14 protein-coding genes and 1 pseudogene are annotated in these 16,881 nt (G+C 37.2%); 3 read left to right on the forward strand and 12 right to left on the reverse strand.

Annotated features, from left to right (window positions below):
* Positions 1–69 precede the first annotated feature (69 nt).
* The gene (locus tag LAV82_RS20720; RefSeq protein WP_057237228.1) at positions 70–972 is read left to right on the forward strand and encodes a COX15/CtaA family protein; all 903 of its coding nucleotides are present in this window, start codon (positions 70–72) and stop codon (positions 970–972) included.
* 56 nt (positions 973–1,028) lie between these two features.
* Here the strand turns inward: LAV82_RS20720 and LAV82_RS20725 are convergent, their stop codons facing one another.
* The 10 genes and pseudogenes from LAV82_RS20725 to xylA form a co-directional block, all read right to left on the reverse strand.
* The gene (locus LAV82_RS20725; protein WP_013056577.1) at positions 1,029–1,913 is read right to left on the reverse strand and encodes an SDR family oxidoreductase; all 885 of its coding nucleotides are present in this window, start codon (positions 1,911–1,913) and stop codon (positions 1,029–1,031) included.
* Between the two features lie 347 nt (positions 1,914–2,260).
* Positions 2,261–2,755, reverse strand: a complete 495-nt coding sequence (locus LAV82_RS20730) for a universal stress protein (RefSeq protein WP_211079138.1) — start codon at positions 2,753–2,755, stop codon at positions 2,261–2,263.
* Between the two features lie 147 nt (positions 2,756–2,902).
* On the reverse strand, positions 2,903–3,199 hold the full coding sequence (gene cyoD / locus LAV82_RS20735) for a cytochrome o ubiquinol oxidase subunit IV (RefSeq protein WP_013056574.1): 297 nt from the start codon (positions 3,197–3,199) through the stop codon (positions 2,903–2,905).
* Complete coding sequence (gene cyoC / locus LAV82_RS20740) at positions 3,200–3,799, reverse strand: cytochrome o ubiquinol oxidase subunit III (RefSeq protein ID WP_499716819.1); 600 nt, start codon at positions 3,797–3,799, stop codon at positions 3,200–3,202.
* A gap of 1 nt (position 3,800) precedes the next feature.
* Positions 3,801–5,768 carry a cytochrome aa3 quinol oxidase subunit I gene (qoxB, locus tag LAV82_RS20745; protein ID WP_499716820.1) on the reverse strand — a complete coding sequence of 656 codons (1,968 nt, stop codon included), beginning with the start codon at positions 5,766–5,768 and terminating at the stop codon, positions 3,801–3,803.
* 1 nt (position 5,769) lies between these two features.
* Positions 5,770–6,705: pseudogene (locus LAV82_RS20750) on the reverse strand (ubiquinol oxidase subunit II).
* 382 nt (positions 6,706–7,087) lie between these two features.
* Positions 7,088–7,234, reverse strand: a complete 147-nt coding sequence (locus LAV82_RS20755; RefSeq protein WP_499716821.1) for a hypothetical protein — start codon at positions 7,232–7,234, stop codon at positions 7,088–7,090.
* Between the two features lie 205 nt (positions 7,235–7,439).
* Positions 7,440–8,861, reverse strand: a complete 1,422-nt coding sequence (xylE, locus tag LAV82_RS20760) for a D-xylose transporter XylE (RefSeq protein WP_499716822.1) — start codon at positions 8,859–8,861, stop codon at positions 7,440–7,442.
* Positions 8,862–9,158: 297 nt separating this feature from the next.
* Positions 9,159–10,661 (reverse strand): xylulokinase, encoded by a 1,503-nt coding sequence (xylB, locus tag LAV82_RS20765; protein ID WP_499716823.1) that lies wholly within the window; start codon positions 10,659–10,661, stop codon positions 9,159–9,161.
* Between the two features lie 58 nt (positions 10,662–10,719).
* On the reverse strand, positions 10,720–12,057 hold the full coding sequence (gene xylA, locus LAV82_RS20770; RefSeq protein ID WP_013056568.1) for a xylose isomerase: 1,338 nt from the start codon (positions 12,055–12,057) through the stop codon (positions 10,720–10,722).
* 234 nt (positions 12,058–12,291) lie between these two features.
* On the opposite strand from xylA, the gene xylR reads away from it, so the two are divergent.
* Complete coding sequence (xylR, locus tag LAV82_RS20775; protein WP_307872044.1) at positions 12,292–13,449, forward strand: transcriptional repressor XylR; 1,158 nt, start codon at positions 12,292–12,294, stop codon at positions 13,447–13,449.
* A 264-nt stretch (positions 13,450–13,713) separates the two neighbouring features.
* On the opposite strand, the gene LAV82_RS20780 is transcribed toward xylR, so the two are convergent.
* The gene (locus LAV82_RS20780) at positions 13,714–14,610 is read right to left on the reverse strand and encodes a TetR/AcrR family transcriptional regulator (RefSeq protein WP_057237237.1); all 897 of its coding nucleotides are present in this window, start codon (positions 14,608–14,610) and stop codon (positions 13,714–13,716) included.
* A 266-nt stretch (positions 14,611–14,876) separates the two neighbouring features.
* On the opposite strand from LAV82_RS20780, the gene LAV82_RS20785 reads away from it, so the two are divergent.
* Entirely contained in the window at positions 14,877–16,109 is a 1,233-nt protein-coding gene (locus tag LAV82_RS20785) for a cytochrome P450 (protein WP_499716824.1), read from the forward strand.
* A 178-nt stretch (positions 16,110–16,287) separates the two neighbouring features.
* Here the strand turns inward: LAV82_RS20785 and LAV82_RS20790 are convergent, their stop codons facing one another.
* Positions 16,288–16,752: a hypothetical protein gene (locus LAV82_RS20790; RefSeq protein WP_499716825.1), complete on the reverse strand. Its 465-nt coding sequence runs from the start codon at positions 16,750–16,752 to the stop codon at positions 16,288–16,290.
* Positions 16,753–16,881: the final 129 nt, after the last annotated feature.

Genomic DNA, 16,881 nt, shown 5'->3' on the forward strand with positions numbered 1-16,881 from the left:
CTACTACTTGACTATCGTATTCATCAAATCTATAGTCATAATTAGTAACTCAGCAAAGGGAGTCAACGTATGAGAAATTTATTTAAAATAACAGCTATATTTACAACGATTGTTATGTTTATTTTAATGATTGCCGGCAGTCTGGTCACAACCACAGGATCTGGATTAGGATGTGGAAACGAGTGGCCGCTGTGCAACGGGCAGTTAATACCCGAATACGCGGTAGCAACAATGATTGAATATACGCATCGTTTGATTACCGCATTTGCAGGTCTTCTTGTTTTAGCATTTTCTATTTGGGCTTGGATTCGTTACCGCAGAAACCGTGAAGTGAAAATTTTAGCGATTATGAGTATTGCATTTATCGTTATCGAGTCATTACTCGGGGCTTCTGCAGTTATCTGGCCTCAGTCAGCTGAGGCGCTAGCACTGCATTTCGGTCTTTCGCTTATTGCGTTTACCGGTGTATTTTTACTTTCCATCTTTGTTATTCAAAAGGACCGTTCGGACCATTTTATTAAAGGAGCGGTTACAGGCAAATTTAGATGGCTCTCATGGTTTACGCTTATATTTACCTATTGCGATATTTATTTAGGTGCATATGTACGTCACAAAGGTGCAAGCTTGGCATGTACAAGCTTTCCTGCTTGTTATGGTAATACGCTTATTCCAAAGCTATCAGGAACAACAGGCATTCACTTTGCCCACCGATTTGCTGCTCTTGTGCTGTTTGTTCTTATCATTTGGATTATGGTATCTGCCATCAAACAGTATAAAGAAACCCGCCGTGATATTTACTATGCGTCCATCATTGCAGTTGCTTTAACCGTTGCTCAAATATTTAGCGGTATATTTGTTGTCATGTCTCGTTTAAATGTCTTTGCTACACTGTCTCACTCGGCGTTTATTACAGCGTTATTCGCTACGCTTAGCTACATTTGTGTACAGACTTTAAAAGGAAAAAGACATTAAAACAGAAATAACTCCAAAAAACACGTGCAGTTCATAACTGCACGTGTTTTTTGGAGTTAAGCTAGTTCTATTCCGCCTGTAATCCCGTAAACTTGAGCTGTTACGTAGCTTGCATCCGTTGAAGCTAAAAATACGTATACATTTGCTAACTCTACCGGCTGACCAGCGCGCTGCAAAGGCGTATCTTGTCCAAAACCTGGAATAGCGTCGCTTGGCTGCCCTCCAGAAATTTGCAGCGGCGTCCAGATAGGTCCTGGAGCAACTGAGTTGACGCGAATACCTTTTGGAGCTAGTTGCTTGGCTAGTCCGCGAGTGAATCCGTTAATGGCAAACTTTGTAGCTGCATAGTCTAATAAATTAGGACTTGGGCTATAGCCTTGTACAGAGCTTGTTGTAATAATAGAAGCACCTGCCGGTAAATAAGGCAGCGCTGCTTTTACGGTCCAATATAAAGAGAATACATTTACTTCAAAGGTTTTGCGCAGTTGGTCCGTTTCTAAATCAGCAATATCTTCTACTGCCTGCTGTTTGCCAGCTACGAGCGCTAGAACATCTAAACCATCTAATTCTTTATAAGCTTTTTCTACTAGCTCCTTGCAAAAAGATTCTTCGCCTACATCACCAGGTATGAGAACGGCTTTTCTTCCTTCTGCTTCAATAAGCTTTTGTACTTCTTCTGCATCTGCTTGCTCTTGTGGCAAGTAATTAAGCGCAACGTCTGCACCTTCTCTTGCGTAAGCGATCGCTGCTGCCCGGCCAATACCTGAATCTCCACCCGTCACAAGAGCTTTTCTGCCTTTTAATTTACCTGCACCTATGTAACTGTTTTCCCCGCAGTCCGGGATGACGTTCATTTCTTTTTGTACACCGGGCGGTTCTTGATACTGTTTTGGATAGTCTTCATGGAAATATTGAGTTAATGGATTATTTAGTTTTGACATATTCGTCACTCCTTTATGAATGAATCCTTAACCAACTAAGGAAAAGTTTTCTATATGCTTGTTCTTCCCCTCTTCTTCTTTAATAAACATGTTTAATGTGCTCTATTATCCTCACTTTTTTTTCGTTACCCTTCCCCTTCAATCAACAGCTAAAAACAGCTGCATACATGAAACCTACGTTCACCATCACAATAAAAAAATCCCAACGAGTTGAATTCTCTATTAAGAATTCGATTCCTCGTTCGGATCTTCTTTCAACTAAAATACATTTATCCCCCCTCTTTAAATAAATGGTGAGAGCTTTGTATTTTGCTGTGAACAATAAGCTTTCTTTCTCTTCTGTCCTGCTACTCTGTTAGTTCCACTTGTAAAGGCTTTGATTCTTCTTCGGCTTCTTTAGGAGTGCGAACGATTAACACATCACATTTTGCATAGCGCAAAATATGCTGAGATACACTTCCAATTAAAATGCGCTCTACGGCATTTAACCCCGTCGCACCGCATACAATTAAATCAACGTGCTTATCAGGAGCAATTTTTTTAGATATTTTTGTTTTAGGAGAACCGTGTTCAATTAACGTCTCGACTTTCGTTACTCCAGCCTTAAGAGCTAGGTTGCTATAGTTGGTTAAAAGTTCTTCAGCAAATTTCTCTGCATCTTGAAAGCGTGTATCCGTATAGAATGCATAAGGTGATGGACTTAACGCCTGTATGTCGATAACGTGACAAATTATCAAATGAGCGTTATTTTTTTTCGCACTGTTAACTGCTTTTTTGAATGCCCACTCCGCTTCTACAGAACCGTCTACTGCTACGAGGATGTTACGATAAGCCATATTCATCATAATCTCTCCTTTGTCTTTCGTTTATAAAGAACTTTCCTTGCTACACTTTTATTTTACTTCTTACGCAAACGAAAGTATGTGATTTTTATCACAAGGTAGAGAAATTAATAAAAATGGAGCCGTGTGTAGTGCACGGCTCCATTTTTATTGAACTTGAGAGTTAAAAGTCATTATCCAAATCGACCCTGCTACAATCGTAATAACAAAAACGATTCCAAGTATTAAAGCCATCACATTATAACGGGGCTTCTCTCCGTCTTTAATATGCATGAAGAAAAACAGTTGAATGAAAAATTGAAGCACGGCCATTCCTAGAATACTAGCTAGTAATATATTTTTAGCAAATACATGGTTTAATACGAGCATCAGAGGAATAACGGTTAAAATAATCGAGAAAATAAATCCTATTGTATAAGCTTTTAACGACCCATGGTTCTCCATCTACATCACCCCCATTAAATACACAACCGTGTAAAGGAAGATCCAGACAGCATCAAGAAAATGCCAGTATAAGCTGATAATCGTCACTTTTCGCTTTGTTACAGAGGTAATTCCGTATCGTTTTAATTGGATTGTAATTGAAATCATCCAAATGATGCCGACAGAAACGTGCAGCCCGTGCGTACTAACTAGCGTATAGAAAGCTGTAAAAAATGCGCTGGTGGAAATGGTTGCTCCTTCATGAACCATTGTTTGAAATTCATGAATTTCAAGGCCAACAAAGCACATACCTAAAAGCAGAGTTACGATTAGCCAGCCAATTAAAGGCTTTATTTTTCCCTTGTGCATGCTCAGCACAGCTAATCCGCTCGTAAAGCTGCTCGTTAATAAGATAAACGTTTCAGAAACAAATCCTGGAACTTCAAAAAATTCCTTTCCTGTAAGGCCACCCGCAGTATGATTAACAAGAACGGCATAGGTCGCAAATAATGCTCCAAATAAGATGCAGTCCGTTACGAGGAAAAGCCAAAAACCCATAACTGTGATTCCTTCATCATGTTCGTCATGATGTTCTTCGTAGTGCGCTGTCGCATAAGCCATGTCAGCCAACCCTCCCTACTGAATCTTCTATATGTCGAATTTCATCCACCGGAATATAATAGTCCGAGTTGTATTGAAAAGAACGAGCTAGTAAACAAGCTCCGACTCCTGTCAAACCGAATATCGCCATCCACACCCAGTGGAACGTTAAGCCAAAACCAGCAATGAACCAGAAAACCGCCATGATAAATGGAATACCTGAATTCTTAGGCATATGAATCGGAGAAAAAGCAGCTGTTTCCTTCGCTTTTTTCTTTTTTCTTTCTTCTTTTATTGTCCACCACGCATCTTGCCCCGTTACTGTTGGAATCACTGCAAAATTGTAGTGCGGCGGCGGTGAAGGAATGGACCATTCTAATGTACGTCCATTCCAAGGATCCCCTGTTACATCTCGTTCTCCGTACTTAATGCCATGAAGAATCTGCCATGCTTGAAAGATAAACCCTATGCCCATAAAGAAAGCTCCGACTGTAGAGATAACGTTCAGCGGTCCCCATCCCATGTCAAAGTCGTACGTATAAATACGGCGCGTCATTCCCATAAACCCTAATGCGTATTGAGGCATGAAGCATACATAAAAACCAATATTCCACGTCCAAAACGCCCATTTACCAAGACGGTCATTTAGTTTAAAGCCAAACATTTTTGGCCACCAATAGTACAAACCTGCAAAAAAGCCGAATACAACGCCTCCAATTAACACTTGGTGAAAGTGTGCAACTAAAAAGTAGCTATTATGATACTGATAGTCTGCGGGAGCTGCTGAAAGCATAACACCCGTTGCTCCTCCCACAACAAAGCACGGGATAAAAGCAATTGTCCATAGCATTGGCTGCGTCATTTGAATACGGCCGCGGAACATCGTAAATAACCAGTTGAACACTTTAACACCCGTTGGAATTCCGATAGCCATCGTCGTAATAGCAAAAAACACATTCACATTAGCGCCTGCACCCATCGTAAAGAAATGATGCACCCATGTGAAATACGATAGAATGCTAATAATCATCATTGAAAAAACCATAGACTTATAGCCAAATATCTTCTTTTGAGAAAACGTGGCAACGATTTCAGAAAAAATACCGAATGCAGGAAGTACAACAATATACACTTCGGGATGTCCCCACATCCAAATTAAGTTAATGTACATCATCGGATTTCCTCCGCCGGTCATAGTAAATAAGTGTCCATCAAAGAAGCGATCAATAAACAATAAAGCAAGCGTTACGGTTAATACAGGAAACGCGAAAATGATAATAATACAGCTTGCTAGAACGGACCACGTGAATAGCGGCATATGCATAAGTTTCATGCCCGGCGCACGCATTTTTAAAATAGTCATAATAAAATTAATTCCGGAAGCCAAGCTGCCAATACCTGATATTTGAATACCCCAAATATAAAAATCTTGACCTGGTCCAGGACTGAACTGCATGCCAGAAAGCGGCGGATAACTCAACCATCCTGCATCTGGCGAGCCGCCGATTACGAACGACAAATTGAAAAGCATGGCGCCAAAGAAAAATAGCCAAAAGCTTACCGCGTTTAAAAAAGGATAGGCGACATCTCTTGCTCCAATTTGAAGCGGTACAACAATGTTAAAGAACGCAAACATAAGCGGCATTGCCATAAATAGAATCATAATGGTTCCGTGCGTAGTGAAAATTTCGTTGTAATGATTAGAATCTAGAAAATGCCACTGAGGGAATGCTAGTTGAATACGCATTAATAGTGCATCTACTCCGCCTCGAAACAGCATTAATAATGAAGAAAGCATATACATAATTCCAATTTTTTTATGATCCACCGTTGTGAGCCATTCACGCCATAGCCACTTCCATTTTTTAAGATACGTAAGAACAAAAATAATACCGGCTAGTGTTAACAAAATGGCGACATCGGCTCCATAAATCATCGGCTCCCCTGTCACAAAAAAACGAGATGAAAAATCTTTTAATTTGTCTAACAACTTATTTTCCTCCTTCCTGGTGCTCGTGCTGTGTATGTGTTTGTTCATCAGAAGCCACATTCATGGTCTTCATGTCTTCGTTTTTCATATGGTGATGCTGACTATAATATTGACCGCCGTTTTTAATGACAATTTCTTGGAATAAACCTTTAGGAATAGTAGAATACGATTTTTCCAAGGAAAGACCTTGTTTGGCAAGACTGTTATAATCAGCTTTTGTTAAAGCTGGTGCGGTTTCTTTCACTTGTTTTACCCACTGATTAAATTCTTTTGTCGATGTAGATTTAACTTTAAAATTCATATGAGCAAATCCTTCACCCGTAAAATTAGCGCCTGAACCAAAATATTCTCCCTTGTGATCAGCTTGCAGCCACAGTCCCATTGCCATTCCCGGCATGGTATATAATTGTCCTCCCAGCTCCGGTACCCAAAAAGAATTCATAGGTGCATCTGACGTTAGCACGAATTGAACGGGCACATCTTTTGGAATTTCAACATAGTTGACTGTCGCAATATCTTGATCCGGATATTGAAATAACCATTTCCAATCAAGAGACGTTACTTCAATCGTTAGTGGCTTTACATCTTTTTCCGGCGGATCCACTAAGTCATACGTTGTTCTGGCCGTAGCAAAACCTAAAACGCCAATAATAATAATAGGGATGACTCACCAAATAAATTCCAGACGCTTACTATCGTCCCAGTCTGGTCGATACGGAGCCTTGTTTCCAGGCTTATCACGGTAGCGTAAAACGATATATACAAGCAGGCCTAACACAGGAATAACAACAATTGCGCATAAAATTATGGAAAAAATAATTAACTGGTATTCTTTTTGGGCCACCGCCCCCTGCGGATTTAAAATCAAATAACGACTATCACAGCCTGCTAAAAAAATTATGAATACGGAAAGAATGATTAACTTGCCAATATGCATTGATTTTTGCTTTCTCACCTAAGCTCAGGCTCCCTTCCTTTAAATCTCTGTACATAATAATGGTATATAAACGTTCATATTAGAGATGCATCTCAACAGATCAAAAGGCTAAAAACCTCCTAACATATTGAAGTTTGTCATGACATATTGCTTACTCCTAAAAAATTATCATGTTGTGTTGTTAAAGGGTGTGATATTTATCACACTTAAAGCGGTTTTTATCTATTTTGAATACCTTTACCATAATTTCGTCACATATTTGGGTAAAGGTAGGGGATAAAAGGTGCCTTGTGACTGGCCTAATAAAAGAAAAAACTCTTCCAGTTTTTATTAACTGAAAGAGTTTTTTATAAGTACTAGATGAAGTATTGAGCTTTAACACTTACTGATTTGCTTGTTTGACCTGCTGAAACATCCAATCAATCATTTCCTGATTTTGATACGCGGGAACCCATGAAGCATGATCATACTTTAATTCTTTAGGATATTCCGCATATAGCGGATGCCCCCAGATTTTTTGTAAATTCATTGCACCGTTATTTATATTTACGATGAAACACTCCTCATAAAGAAAACTATATTTCTATTTTCAAAGAGACTTATGACTATAGCAATATCTTTTAAAAAAGCTATCCACTTTCTTCATAAAGATTACATGTTAAAAACACCTAAAGATAGTTTAGGTGTTTTTGAAAGTTTTATATTCATCTTTCCTCTAAGCAAAAGCTCAATGGTTATATAGCCTTCTTACTCTTTGAAGCCCCTTGTTTTTTTCTCCACATATTTTCCATTTGTTCAAGAGTTCTACCTTTTGTTTCAGGAATGAATTTCCATACAAATAAAGCAGAAAGTACACTCATTAAACCGTAAAAACCATATGTTAATCCTCCGCTATATTCCATCATCACAGGATATGTAGAGGAAATAAAATAGTTAGCCGCCCACTGAGCAGCTACGGCAATAGCTACAGCACGACCTCTAATTTTATTAGGAAAAATCTCTGAAATGAGCACCCAACAAATTGGTCCCCATGACATCATAAAGGAAGCTGTATAAATAATGATAAATACAAGCGTCCCTATACCAATGATGTTTGAAAAAGCCATGCTTGCTACACCGAACATTCCAATGGCCATTCCGATAGACCCTGTTATTAATAAAGGTTTTCTTCCCAAACGATCAACCGTCAAAATTGCAATTACTGTAAAAATAACGTTTACTAATCCCATAATAATCGTTTGCAGCATAGAAGAATCTTTAGCTGCTCCCATGCTTTCAAAAATACGTGGAGCATAATATAGAGCTACATTGATTCCTACAAACTGTTGAAATACAGAAAGCAGTATACCTACAACGATAACTAATTTTCCATATGCCAATAATTTTTCAGACGAAACATTGGTAGAAATTGTTTGTTTAATATCGTCTAAAATTGATTTCGCTTCTGAAGATCCATTAATTTTAGTTAGTATGGCTAAAGCTTTTTGATCTTGATTCTGTGTAGCTAAGTAGCGAGGCGTTTCAGGAACTAAAAACAAGAGTGCTGCAAAGAGTAAAGCTGGAATAGCTCCTGAAGCAAACATGTATCTCCACCCTACATCATTAATCCACTCTAAGGTTTCCCCATTTGCAATACCCCAGTTCACGAAGTAAACGACTAACATTCCAAAAATAATCATAAATTGATTGAACGATACCAATCTGCCGCGAATATCTGCCGGTGCAATTTCTCCTATATAGATGGGACAAATGGCTGATGCTAAGCCAACGCCAATCCCACCTATAATGCGGTAGAAGTTAAAAGCTAGTAACAAAGAGAGTGTCGGTTCTCCTTTTGTAAAAAATAAAAACTCAGGATAAGAAGCACCTAACGCTGAGACTATAAAAAGAATAGCTGCTAGTATAAGTGATTGTTTGCGTCCTAGTTTCGTCGCAAAATAACCAGATACCAATCCTCCAATAATACATCCTATTAAAGCACTTGATACAGTAACACCGTGTGCTAAAGATCCTAACCCTAAGCTGTCAATAAGATACACCTTTAAAGATTCTTCAGCTCCAGATATTACAGCTGTATCATATCCAAACAGTAACCCTCCGATAGCGGCAACTAAGGTAATAGAAAAAATATATAATGAGTTTCGATTTTGTTTCATGCGTTGTTAAAAGCAGTTAAGAGTAACAGTAGAAGTTCTATTTCTAACTGAGTTCGCACTTATTTGAATGCGTTTTCAAATTCTTGGAACACAAAAGAAATTTTCTTCGTCCATTCTACTAACTGCTCTTATCCTCCCCTCTAATGTACGTATTTTTCTATTGAATCAAATCTTACTACAGCATTTTCTATACTTCCTTTTGTGTCAGGTATATCGATATACAACCATAATCAATTGATACCAGCTACTTTCATATGAAGCTCCTTTTTAAAGTAAGGTTGCATGTTTTGCAACCTATTACTTCCTTTTAAATTCGCCTAGCTTTTTACTTAAGTCGTTTGTTTGAAGGTAGACTTCTTTATATAATTCATAAAGCTGTTTATAGACTTGTACATGTTCTGCGTTAGGATAATATGTTTTTGAAGACGTAATAAATACGTTTGCACACTCTTCCAATGAGTTATACCAGCCACAGCCATAAGCTGCTAGCATGGCTGCTCCTAACGCCGGGCCTTGTTCAGTAGATAACTTTACAATTTTTGCATTAAAAACGTCTGCTTGAATTTGAAGCCAATGATCATTTTTTGCTCCTCCGCCAATTGATACAATAGACGTAATTTCCTTTCCGTTTTCTCGAAAGATTTCAATTGATTCGTTTAATGAAAACGTAATACCTTCAATAACCGCTCGCGTAAAGTCTCTCTTTTTATGAGAAGCGTCCATTCCTATAAAACTTCCGCGAATCGTAGCATCTGCATGCGGTGTACGCTCCCCAACTAAGTAAGGGGTAAATAAAAGGCCGTTTGAGCCGATTGGTACATTTTTTAGGTCAGCCAACAATTCTTCAAACGTGTCTTTTTCTGCGAAATTCTCCTTAAACCAGCTTAAACTGTGACCCGCAGATAGCGTAACGCCCATCGTATAAAAGGTATTTTCTTTTCCATGATTAAAATAATGGACTCTTCCATTAAAGTCTCTATCGCTTCGTTCCTCATAAGAAAGAACAACACCCGATGTCCCAATGCTACACAGTGTTTCTCCTGGCGATAAAATGCCGGCGCCAATTGCTCCGCAAGCATTATCAGCTCCACCTGCAAATACTTTTGTTGAAGTAGCTAATCCCGTTTTTTGAGAGAACGATTCACTAATATTGCCTATGCATTCACTAGATTCGACTAGTGGCGGACAAAGGTTAATATTGACTCCTACTAATTGGCAAAGCTCACCATCCCATTTTTTCTTGCTGATGTTTAATAATAATGTACCGGCAGCATCGGAATATTCACTATGAATAAAGCCAGTCATCTTAAAACGCAAATAGTCTTTGGGCAGCATAAATACAGCTGTTTTTTCAAATATCTCCGGTTCATACTCTTTTACCCACAATAACTTAGGAAGAGTAAATCCTTCTAAAGCCTGGTTTTTTGTTATTTCTAAAAGACGTTTTTCTCCAATGACTTTATAGAGATGATGACATTGTTCTGTTGTTCTTGTGTCATTCCACAAAATGGCATTACGTAATAGGTTATAGTTTTCATCCAACAGCACAAGGCCATGCATCTGTCCAGAATAACTAATTCCTTCTATATCTTCGGGTTTTATATTAGCGTTAGCAATTAATTCATTTAAAGCACTAGCCGTCTGCTGAACCCATTCTTCTGGATTCTGTTCGCTATACCCTGTTTTTTCATGAAGGAGAGGATAATTTTTAGAAACCACAGCGCAAATCTCGCCTTTTGTATCAACTAAAACCGTTTTTACGGCGCTTGTTCCTAGATCAATTCCAATTACATATTTCATCTTGATACCTCCGTGTTTATAAACGAGAGTAGAAATTGTTTCTACTCTCGTTTGTCCTTTAAACTTCCAGTATATATTGATTTAAAATAGCCTTTAATCGTTCTTGTCTTCCTGATTTATTCACAATATTCGGATTTTTAAACGCGTACTGCTCCAGTGTATGGAAGTTAGCTTTTCCTTCCACAATCTCAAGCCCAATTCCCTCTTTAAAACTGCTGTAGCGCTCGTTGATAACATTTTCGAAAACACGATCTTCTACTAATTTATGTGCTACTTTCAATCCTCGAGCAAACGCATCCATTCCTGCTACATGAGCATAAAGTAAATCGTCTTGTTCAAAAGAACCTCTGCGTACTTTGGCATCAAAGTTTAATCCTCCGCTGCCCAGCCCTCCATTTTGCAGGATTTCATACATTGCTAGCGTTGTAGAATATAAATCCGTTGGGAATTCATCTGTATCCCAGCCTAAAAGAGGGTCACCTTGGTTTGCATCCACTGATCCTAATAAGCCTTGTACTCTAGCTACTCGTAATTCGTGTTCAAATGTATGCCCAGCTAACGTTGCATGGTTAGCTTCCAGATTAAGTTTGAAGTATTTATCTAATCCGTATTGTCTTAAAAATGAAATAGTTGTTGCTGCATCGGTATCATACTGATGTGTCGTAGGCTCTTTAGGTTTAGGTTCAATTAAAAACTGTCCCGTATATCCAATTTCGGTTGCGTAATCTACAGCCATATACATAAATCTGGCTAAGTTATCTAACTCTAACTGTAAATTTGTGTTAAGCAGTGTTTCATATCCCTCACGGCCGCCCCAGAATACATAATTTTCCGCACCTAGTTCTTTTGCTGTTTCAAGCCCCTTTTTTACTTGAGCCGCCGCATAAGCAAATACATCTGCATTACAAGAAGTAGCTGCACCATGAACGAACCGGGGATTTGTAAACATATTCGCTGTGTTCCATAATAACTTTACGTTACTTGTTTGCATGTATTCTTTGATCATAGTGACGATAACATCAAGATTTTTATTTGTTTCTTGCAACGTACTGCCCTCAGGAGCAACGTCTCGATCATGAAATGCGAAGAATGGAACATTTAATGTTTCAAAAAGTTGAAAAGCTGCCTCAACTCTCGCTTTTGCTAAATCCATTCCATCATATCTATCCCAAGATCTTTGCATAGTAGCTGCACCAAAAGGATCCGTCCCATCTGCTGTAAACGTGTGCCAGTAAGCAACAGAAAAACGCAGCTGATCTTTCATCGTTTTACCGCCTACTACTTCGTCAGGGTTATAGTATTTAAAAGCTAAAGGATTTTTAGAATCTTTACCTTCGTATAAAACTTTGTTTGCGCTTTCAAAATAATTAATTTTATTAGTACTAGTTTGGACCATTTGTCATTTCCCCCTTTGATTTAAGTGAACAAGTTTATCCAATAACTATCTTAATTCAGTTAGTTTGTTTATCCAATAAACTAACTTTATTTCATCATATACAAAATAAATGTTTATTTCAATGTTTTTTTTAGAAAATTTAGTTATAATATTAGGTAAGATACTTTTAAATATCTAATTAAGGCTTCATAAAACGCCAACTTAGTTCGATAGATAAACAAAGGAGTGGTTATTATTCAAATTGCAGATCAAGCTTTAGTAAAAAAAATGAATCAAAAATTAATATTAGATGAAATTTTAAAGAACTCCCCTATCTCCAGGGCAACTCTCTCTGAGATTACAGGATTAAACAAGTCTACTGTCTCCTCTCAAGTAAATACACTGCTTGAAAAAGATTTTATTTTTGAAATTGGGGCAGGGCAATCCAGAGGCGGCAGAAGACCTGTAATGCTTGTTTTTAATAAGAATGCAGGCTACTCGATCGGTATCGATATAGGAGTCGACTATCTTAACGGAATTCTAACCGACTTAGAAGGAAATATTATTGTTGAGAAGATTTCTGACTTGTCTAGTTCTTCCGCTAGTGAAGTAAAAGAGATTTTATTTGCACTTATTCATGGTTTTGTAACCCATATGCCTGAGTCCCCTTATGGTCTAGTGGGAATAGGAATTTGTGTTCCAGGTCTTGTAGATCGTCATCAGCAAATTATTTTTATGCCTAACTTAAATTGGAATATCAAAGATTTGCAGTTTTTAATTGAGAGTGAGTTTAATGTTCCGGTTTTTGTTGAAAATGAAGCTAATGCAGGAGCATACGGTGAAAAAGTATTTGGTATGACAAAAAACTATGAAAACATCGTTTACATCAGTATTAATGTCGGAATTGGAACTGGACTTGTTATTAACAACGAATTGTATAAAGGTGTTCAGGGTTTTTCTGGGGAAATGGGTCATATGACGATAGATTTTAATGGCCCCAAATGTAGCTGTGGAAATCGAGGCTGTTGGGAATTATATGCTTCTGAAAAAGCGTTACTGGCTTCGCTCTCTAAAGAAGAAAAGAATATTTCTCGAAAAGAGATTGTGGAACGCGCAAATAAAAATGATATAGAAATGTTAAATGCACTTCAAAACTTTGGCTTTTATATCGGAATTGGATTAACTAATATTCTTAATACATTTGATGTAGAAGCTGTTATCTTGAGAAATCATATAATTGAATCCCATCCCATTGTTTTAAATACGATTAAAAACGAAGTTTCTTCTAGAGTCCATTCTCATTTAGACAATAAATGTGAATTATTTCCTTCTTCGTTAGGGAAAAATGCACCTGCGTTAGGAGCGGTTTCTATCGTTATTGATTCTTTTTTAAGTGTTACCCCTATAAGTTAGTTAAGTGAACGCAAAGGTTAGCAAACTATATCACGTTTGATCTTAAGAATGAAGCAGCTATTTTCGATTAATTGATTTTCTATAAAAGGGAAAGAATTACCCTCTTCTAATAAGAGTGTTATGTCTGTCTCCACCACCTTTTTCATCCCATGCAGCCAGTCACCTATCATAACGGCAACTGGCTGTTTATATGTTATTGGCAACCTGCTTTTTTCTAAATTACGGAGAGTCTTGCCTTTTAGGTTAGTTTACCTGCTTTTCAAATTATGAAGCATGTCTTGTCAGAGTAGTTATGACTTCCTTATATTCCTCTAACTCTTTGGTCTGTGCGAGAGTATTGATTTTCTCTAGCGATAAAAGAGAGCTCTGAATAATAAATGTGCGAGGCTCCGTATCATTTTGCAGTAATTCATCAGATATAAACGTCACAAATTCCAGACCCTTCTTTTGTTCCTCTTCATTTATTAGTTTATTTTCAATCACCCGTTTTAACTTCGCGGTTACGCGCGTAAGCTCAGTCGAAAAATGACTTTCTGTTTTCTCATTAAATACCGCAGAGTAAACGGAAGGATTAAATAACTGTTCTTTTTGTTCTGCTACTTCGATTACGATTTCCTCTATACGCTTCATACAATAACGGACAATTTGTTCAATAGGCAATGGATAGTTTAGTGCTTTATTCATTTTAAATATATTGTTAAGCATTCCTTCTAGCAGCACAGCTCCATCAAATAAATAAGGAGAAGTCTTAGAGGGGAAAATCTCCTGAAAGCGTTCATATATCCAGTTGAATGTTGCTGCTTTTAACTCCTCTATATATTGAAATGTTTTAACTTCATTTAAAACGAGTGTACTTTCAATCATTTCAGGAATTTTGTTTTGCTCTGCAAAGTTCAGCATAAAAATTATCTGTTCTTCAAATACCTTCTGATTATCTCCTTTATATTCAATGGCTACTTTTTCTCTTTGTAGAATAAGTGATTCTTGCAAAGACGAAAGTAATGAGAGAAGCAGTTCGCTTTTAGATGAAAAATATTTATAAAATGTTCCTTTTGAAATACCGCTCCTTTCTAATATATCTTGTACCGAAGTGTCTACGTATCCTTTTTCCATAAAAAGCTGGTGCGTATCACCTAAAATATCGAGCTGTTTTTGATTCATTGCTGCTACTCCTCTGTTTACAATTTACTTTTTATTTAGTATAACTTATCTGCCTTTTCTTACGTGAACTTTATCCTTTTTCCTTGATAAATAAATAAAAATAATTATATACTATTAGTACACTTTTATACACTAAGTATAAAAGTGTACTAATAGTATAGGTAATTCAACAAAGTAATTATTGATCTAGCAAGTGACAACTACTAAGCGCTATGTAGCTAGTAGATTCCAAATTTATACCTATTCTGAAGGAGGAATAAGATCATATGAACAAAGAAGTCATTCCCGTTACAGAAATTCCAAAATTCCAATCACGTGCAGAAGAGTTTTTCCCTATCCAATGGTATAAAGAAATGCTGAACAACCACCCTGTTTATTTTCATGAAGAAACAAACACCTGGAATGTATTCCAATACGACCATGTTAAACAAGTCTTGAGCAACTACGAATTTTTTTCAAGCGATGGACAAAGAACCACTATTTTTGTTGGAGATAATAGTAAGAAAAAAAGCACATCTCCAATTACCAATCTTACAAACTTAGATCCTCCTGACCACCGGAAAGCGCGATCTTTGCTTGCTGCAGCCTTTACTCCTCGCAGTTTAAAGAACTGGGAACCGCGAATCAAACAAATTGCAGCAGAGCTTGTAGAAGCGATACAAAAGAATTTAACTATTGATATTGTTGACGATTTATCTTCTCCTTTTCCTAGTTTAGTTATAGCAGATCTATTTGGCGTACCGGTAAAAGACCGATATCAGTTTAAGAAATGGGTAGATATTCTGTTTCAGCCTTATGATCAAGAAAGATTAAAAGAGATTGAACAAGAAAAGCAACGTGCAGGAGCTGAATATTTTCAATATCTCTACCCGATTGTCATTGAAAAGCGCTCCAACCTTTCAGATGATATTATCTCAGACTTAATTCAAGCCGAAGTTGATGGTGAAACATTCACAGATGAAGAAATTGTGCACGCTACCATGCTGCTTTTAGGTGCTGGCGTTGAAACCACAAGTCACGCCATTGCAAATATGTTTTATTCTTTTTTATATGACGATGAGTCGTTATACAGCGAGCTGAGAAACAATAGAGAATTAGCTCCAAAAGCAGTAGAAGAAATGCTTCGATATCGGTTTCACATCTCCAGACGAGATCGGACGGTTAAACAAGATAACGAGTTATTAGGCGTTAAGCTAAAAAAAGGAGATGTGGTTATTGCGTGGATGAGTGCATGTAATATGGATGAAAATATGTTTAAAACCCCTTTTTCTGTAGACATTCACCGTCCAACTAATAAAAAGCACTTAACATTCGGAAACGGACCTCATTTTTGTTTAGGCGCCCCTCTTGCTAGACTTGAAATGACAATCATATTAGAAGCATTTTTAGAGGCCTTTTCTCACATCGAACCATTTGAAGATTTTGAATTAGAGTCGCATTTAATAGCTTCAGCTACGGGGCAATCTTTAACATATTTGCCGATGACGGTGTACAGATAAAGTCTATGTGCATGCCAAAGTAGAGAAACGTGAAAGAGGTTTATCTTCTCTCATGTTTCTCTTTTCTTTTATTATCTCGTTTAATTATTTATGTACCAAGTTTAGGAGGCCTTTAATATGATTTAAAACTGACAGTATCGAAATTTAAGTGACGATGAGCCGGTTAACGAAATATCAGCTATTGTCTTCTCTGCCTTAATACATCTTCTATAAAATGCTGATACAAATAATTAATAAGAGCAGTCGCAATCGAGATGATAAAAAGTTGAAAACGCGTCATGTTGACCATTTTGTATACCTTTAGTTTTTCTGCCAGACTCGTCAAAGGATGAGCAAATAGATAATCAAATAGAACGTTAATCAGCAAATATTTTTTGAAATTCCCATAGGTCAGCTTGAATACCCAAAAATTAGCTACAAAAAATGGTCCAAAGATAAAAGAAATATCGCTTGAAAGTTTAGGAAAAAGAGGTTTTCTCACTTTCCACCAAGTAAAGCTTTTAGATAACTCACTGATAAAGGCAATAACCAATGAACTAAACGTCAAAACAGGTAGGTATCTTTTAAAGACAAATTTATCAACTTTTACTATAGACAGCCAAGGCAATAAAAGTACTGCCAAAAGCGTTAATTTACCTTTCATTATGTACCCAACTCCTGCCGTTACGAAAATGTAAGCTAGATCATATCCTCTTTAGTTTGTGTAATAGGCTCTTTTTTATGTGCTTATTACACTGCGTTAGTTCTTTTATTCACCTTTTATTACAAAATT

Source organism: Bacillus sp. ILBB4 (genome assembly GCF_035064545.1).
Lineage (GTDB): Bacteria > Bacillota > Bacilli > Bacillales > Bacillaceae_H > Priestia.

Excerpts from the sequence above, each read along its gene's own strand:
- LAV82_RS20725 (WP_013056577.1), bottom strand. The coding sequence starts at position 1,913 with ATGTCAAAACTAAATAATCCATTAACTCAATATTTCCATGAAGACTAT.
- xylB (WP_499716823.1), bottom strand. The coding sequence starts at position 10,661 with ATGAAATATGTAATTGGAATTGATCTAGGAACAAGCGCCGTAAAAACG.
- LAV82_RS20790 (WP_499716825.1), bottom strand. The coding sequence starts at position 16,752 with ATGAAAGGTAAATTAACGCTTTTGGCAGTACTTTTATTGCCTTGGCTG.
- cyoD (WP_013056574.1), bottom strand. The coding sequence starts at position 3,199 with ATGGAGAACCATGGGTCGTTAAAAGCTTATACAATAGGATTTATTTTC.
- LAV82_RS20785 (WP_499716824.1), top strand. The coding sequence starts at position 14,877 with ATGAACAAAGAAGTCATTCCCGTTACAGAAATTCCAAAATTCCAATCA.
- xylA (WP_013056568.1), bottom strand. The coding sequence starts at position 12,057 with ATGGTCCAAACTAGTACTAATAAAATTAATTATTTTGAAAGCGCAAAC.
- cyoC (WP_499716819.1), bottom strand. The coding sequence starts at position 3,799 with ATGGCTTATGCGACAGCGCACTACGAAGAACATCATGACGAACATGAT.
- LAV82_RS20755 (WP_499716821.1), bottom strand. The coding sequence starts at position 7,234 with ATGAATTTACAAAAAATCTGGGGGCATCCGCTATATGCGGAATATCCT.
- LAV82_RS20780 (WP_057237237.1), bottom strand. The coding sequence starts at position 14,610 with ATGAATCAAAAACAGCTCGATATTTTAGGTGATACGCACCAGCTTTTT.
- LAV82_RS20720 (WP_057237228.1), top strand. The coding sequence starts at position 70 with ATGAGAAATTTATTTAAAATAACAGCTATATTTACAACGATTGTTATG.
- LAV82_RS20730 (WP_211079138.1), bottom strand. The coding sequence starts at position 2,755 with ATGAATATGGCTTATCGTAACATCCTCGTAGCAGTAGACGGTTCTGTA.
- xylE (WP_499716822.1), bottom strand. The coding sequence starts at position 8,861 with ATGAAACAAAATCGAAACTCATTATATATTTTTTCTATTACCTTAGTT.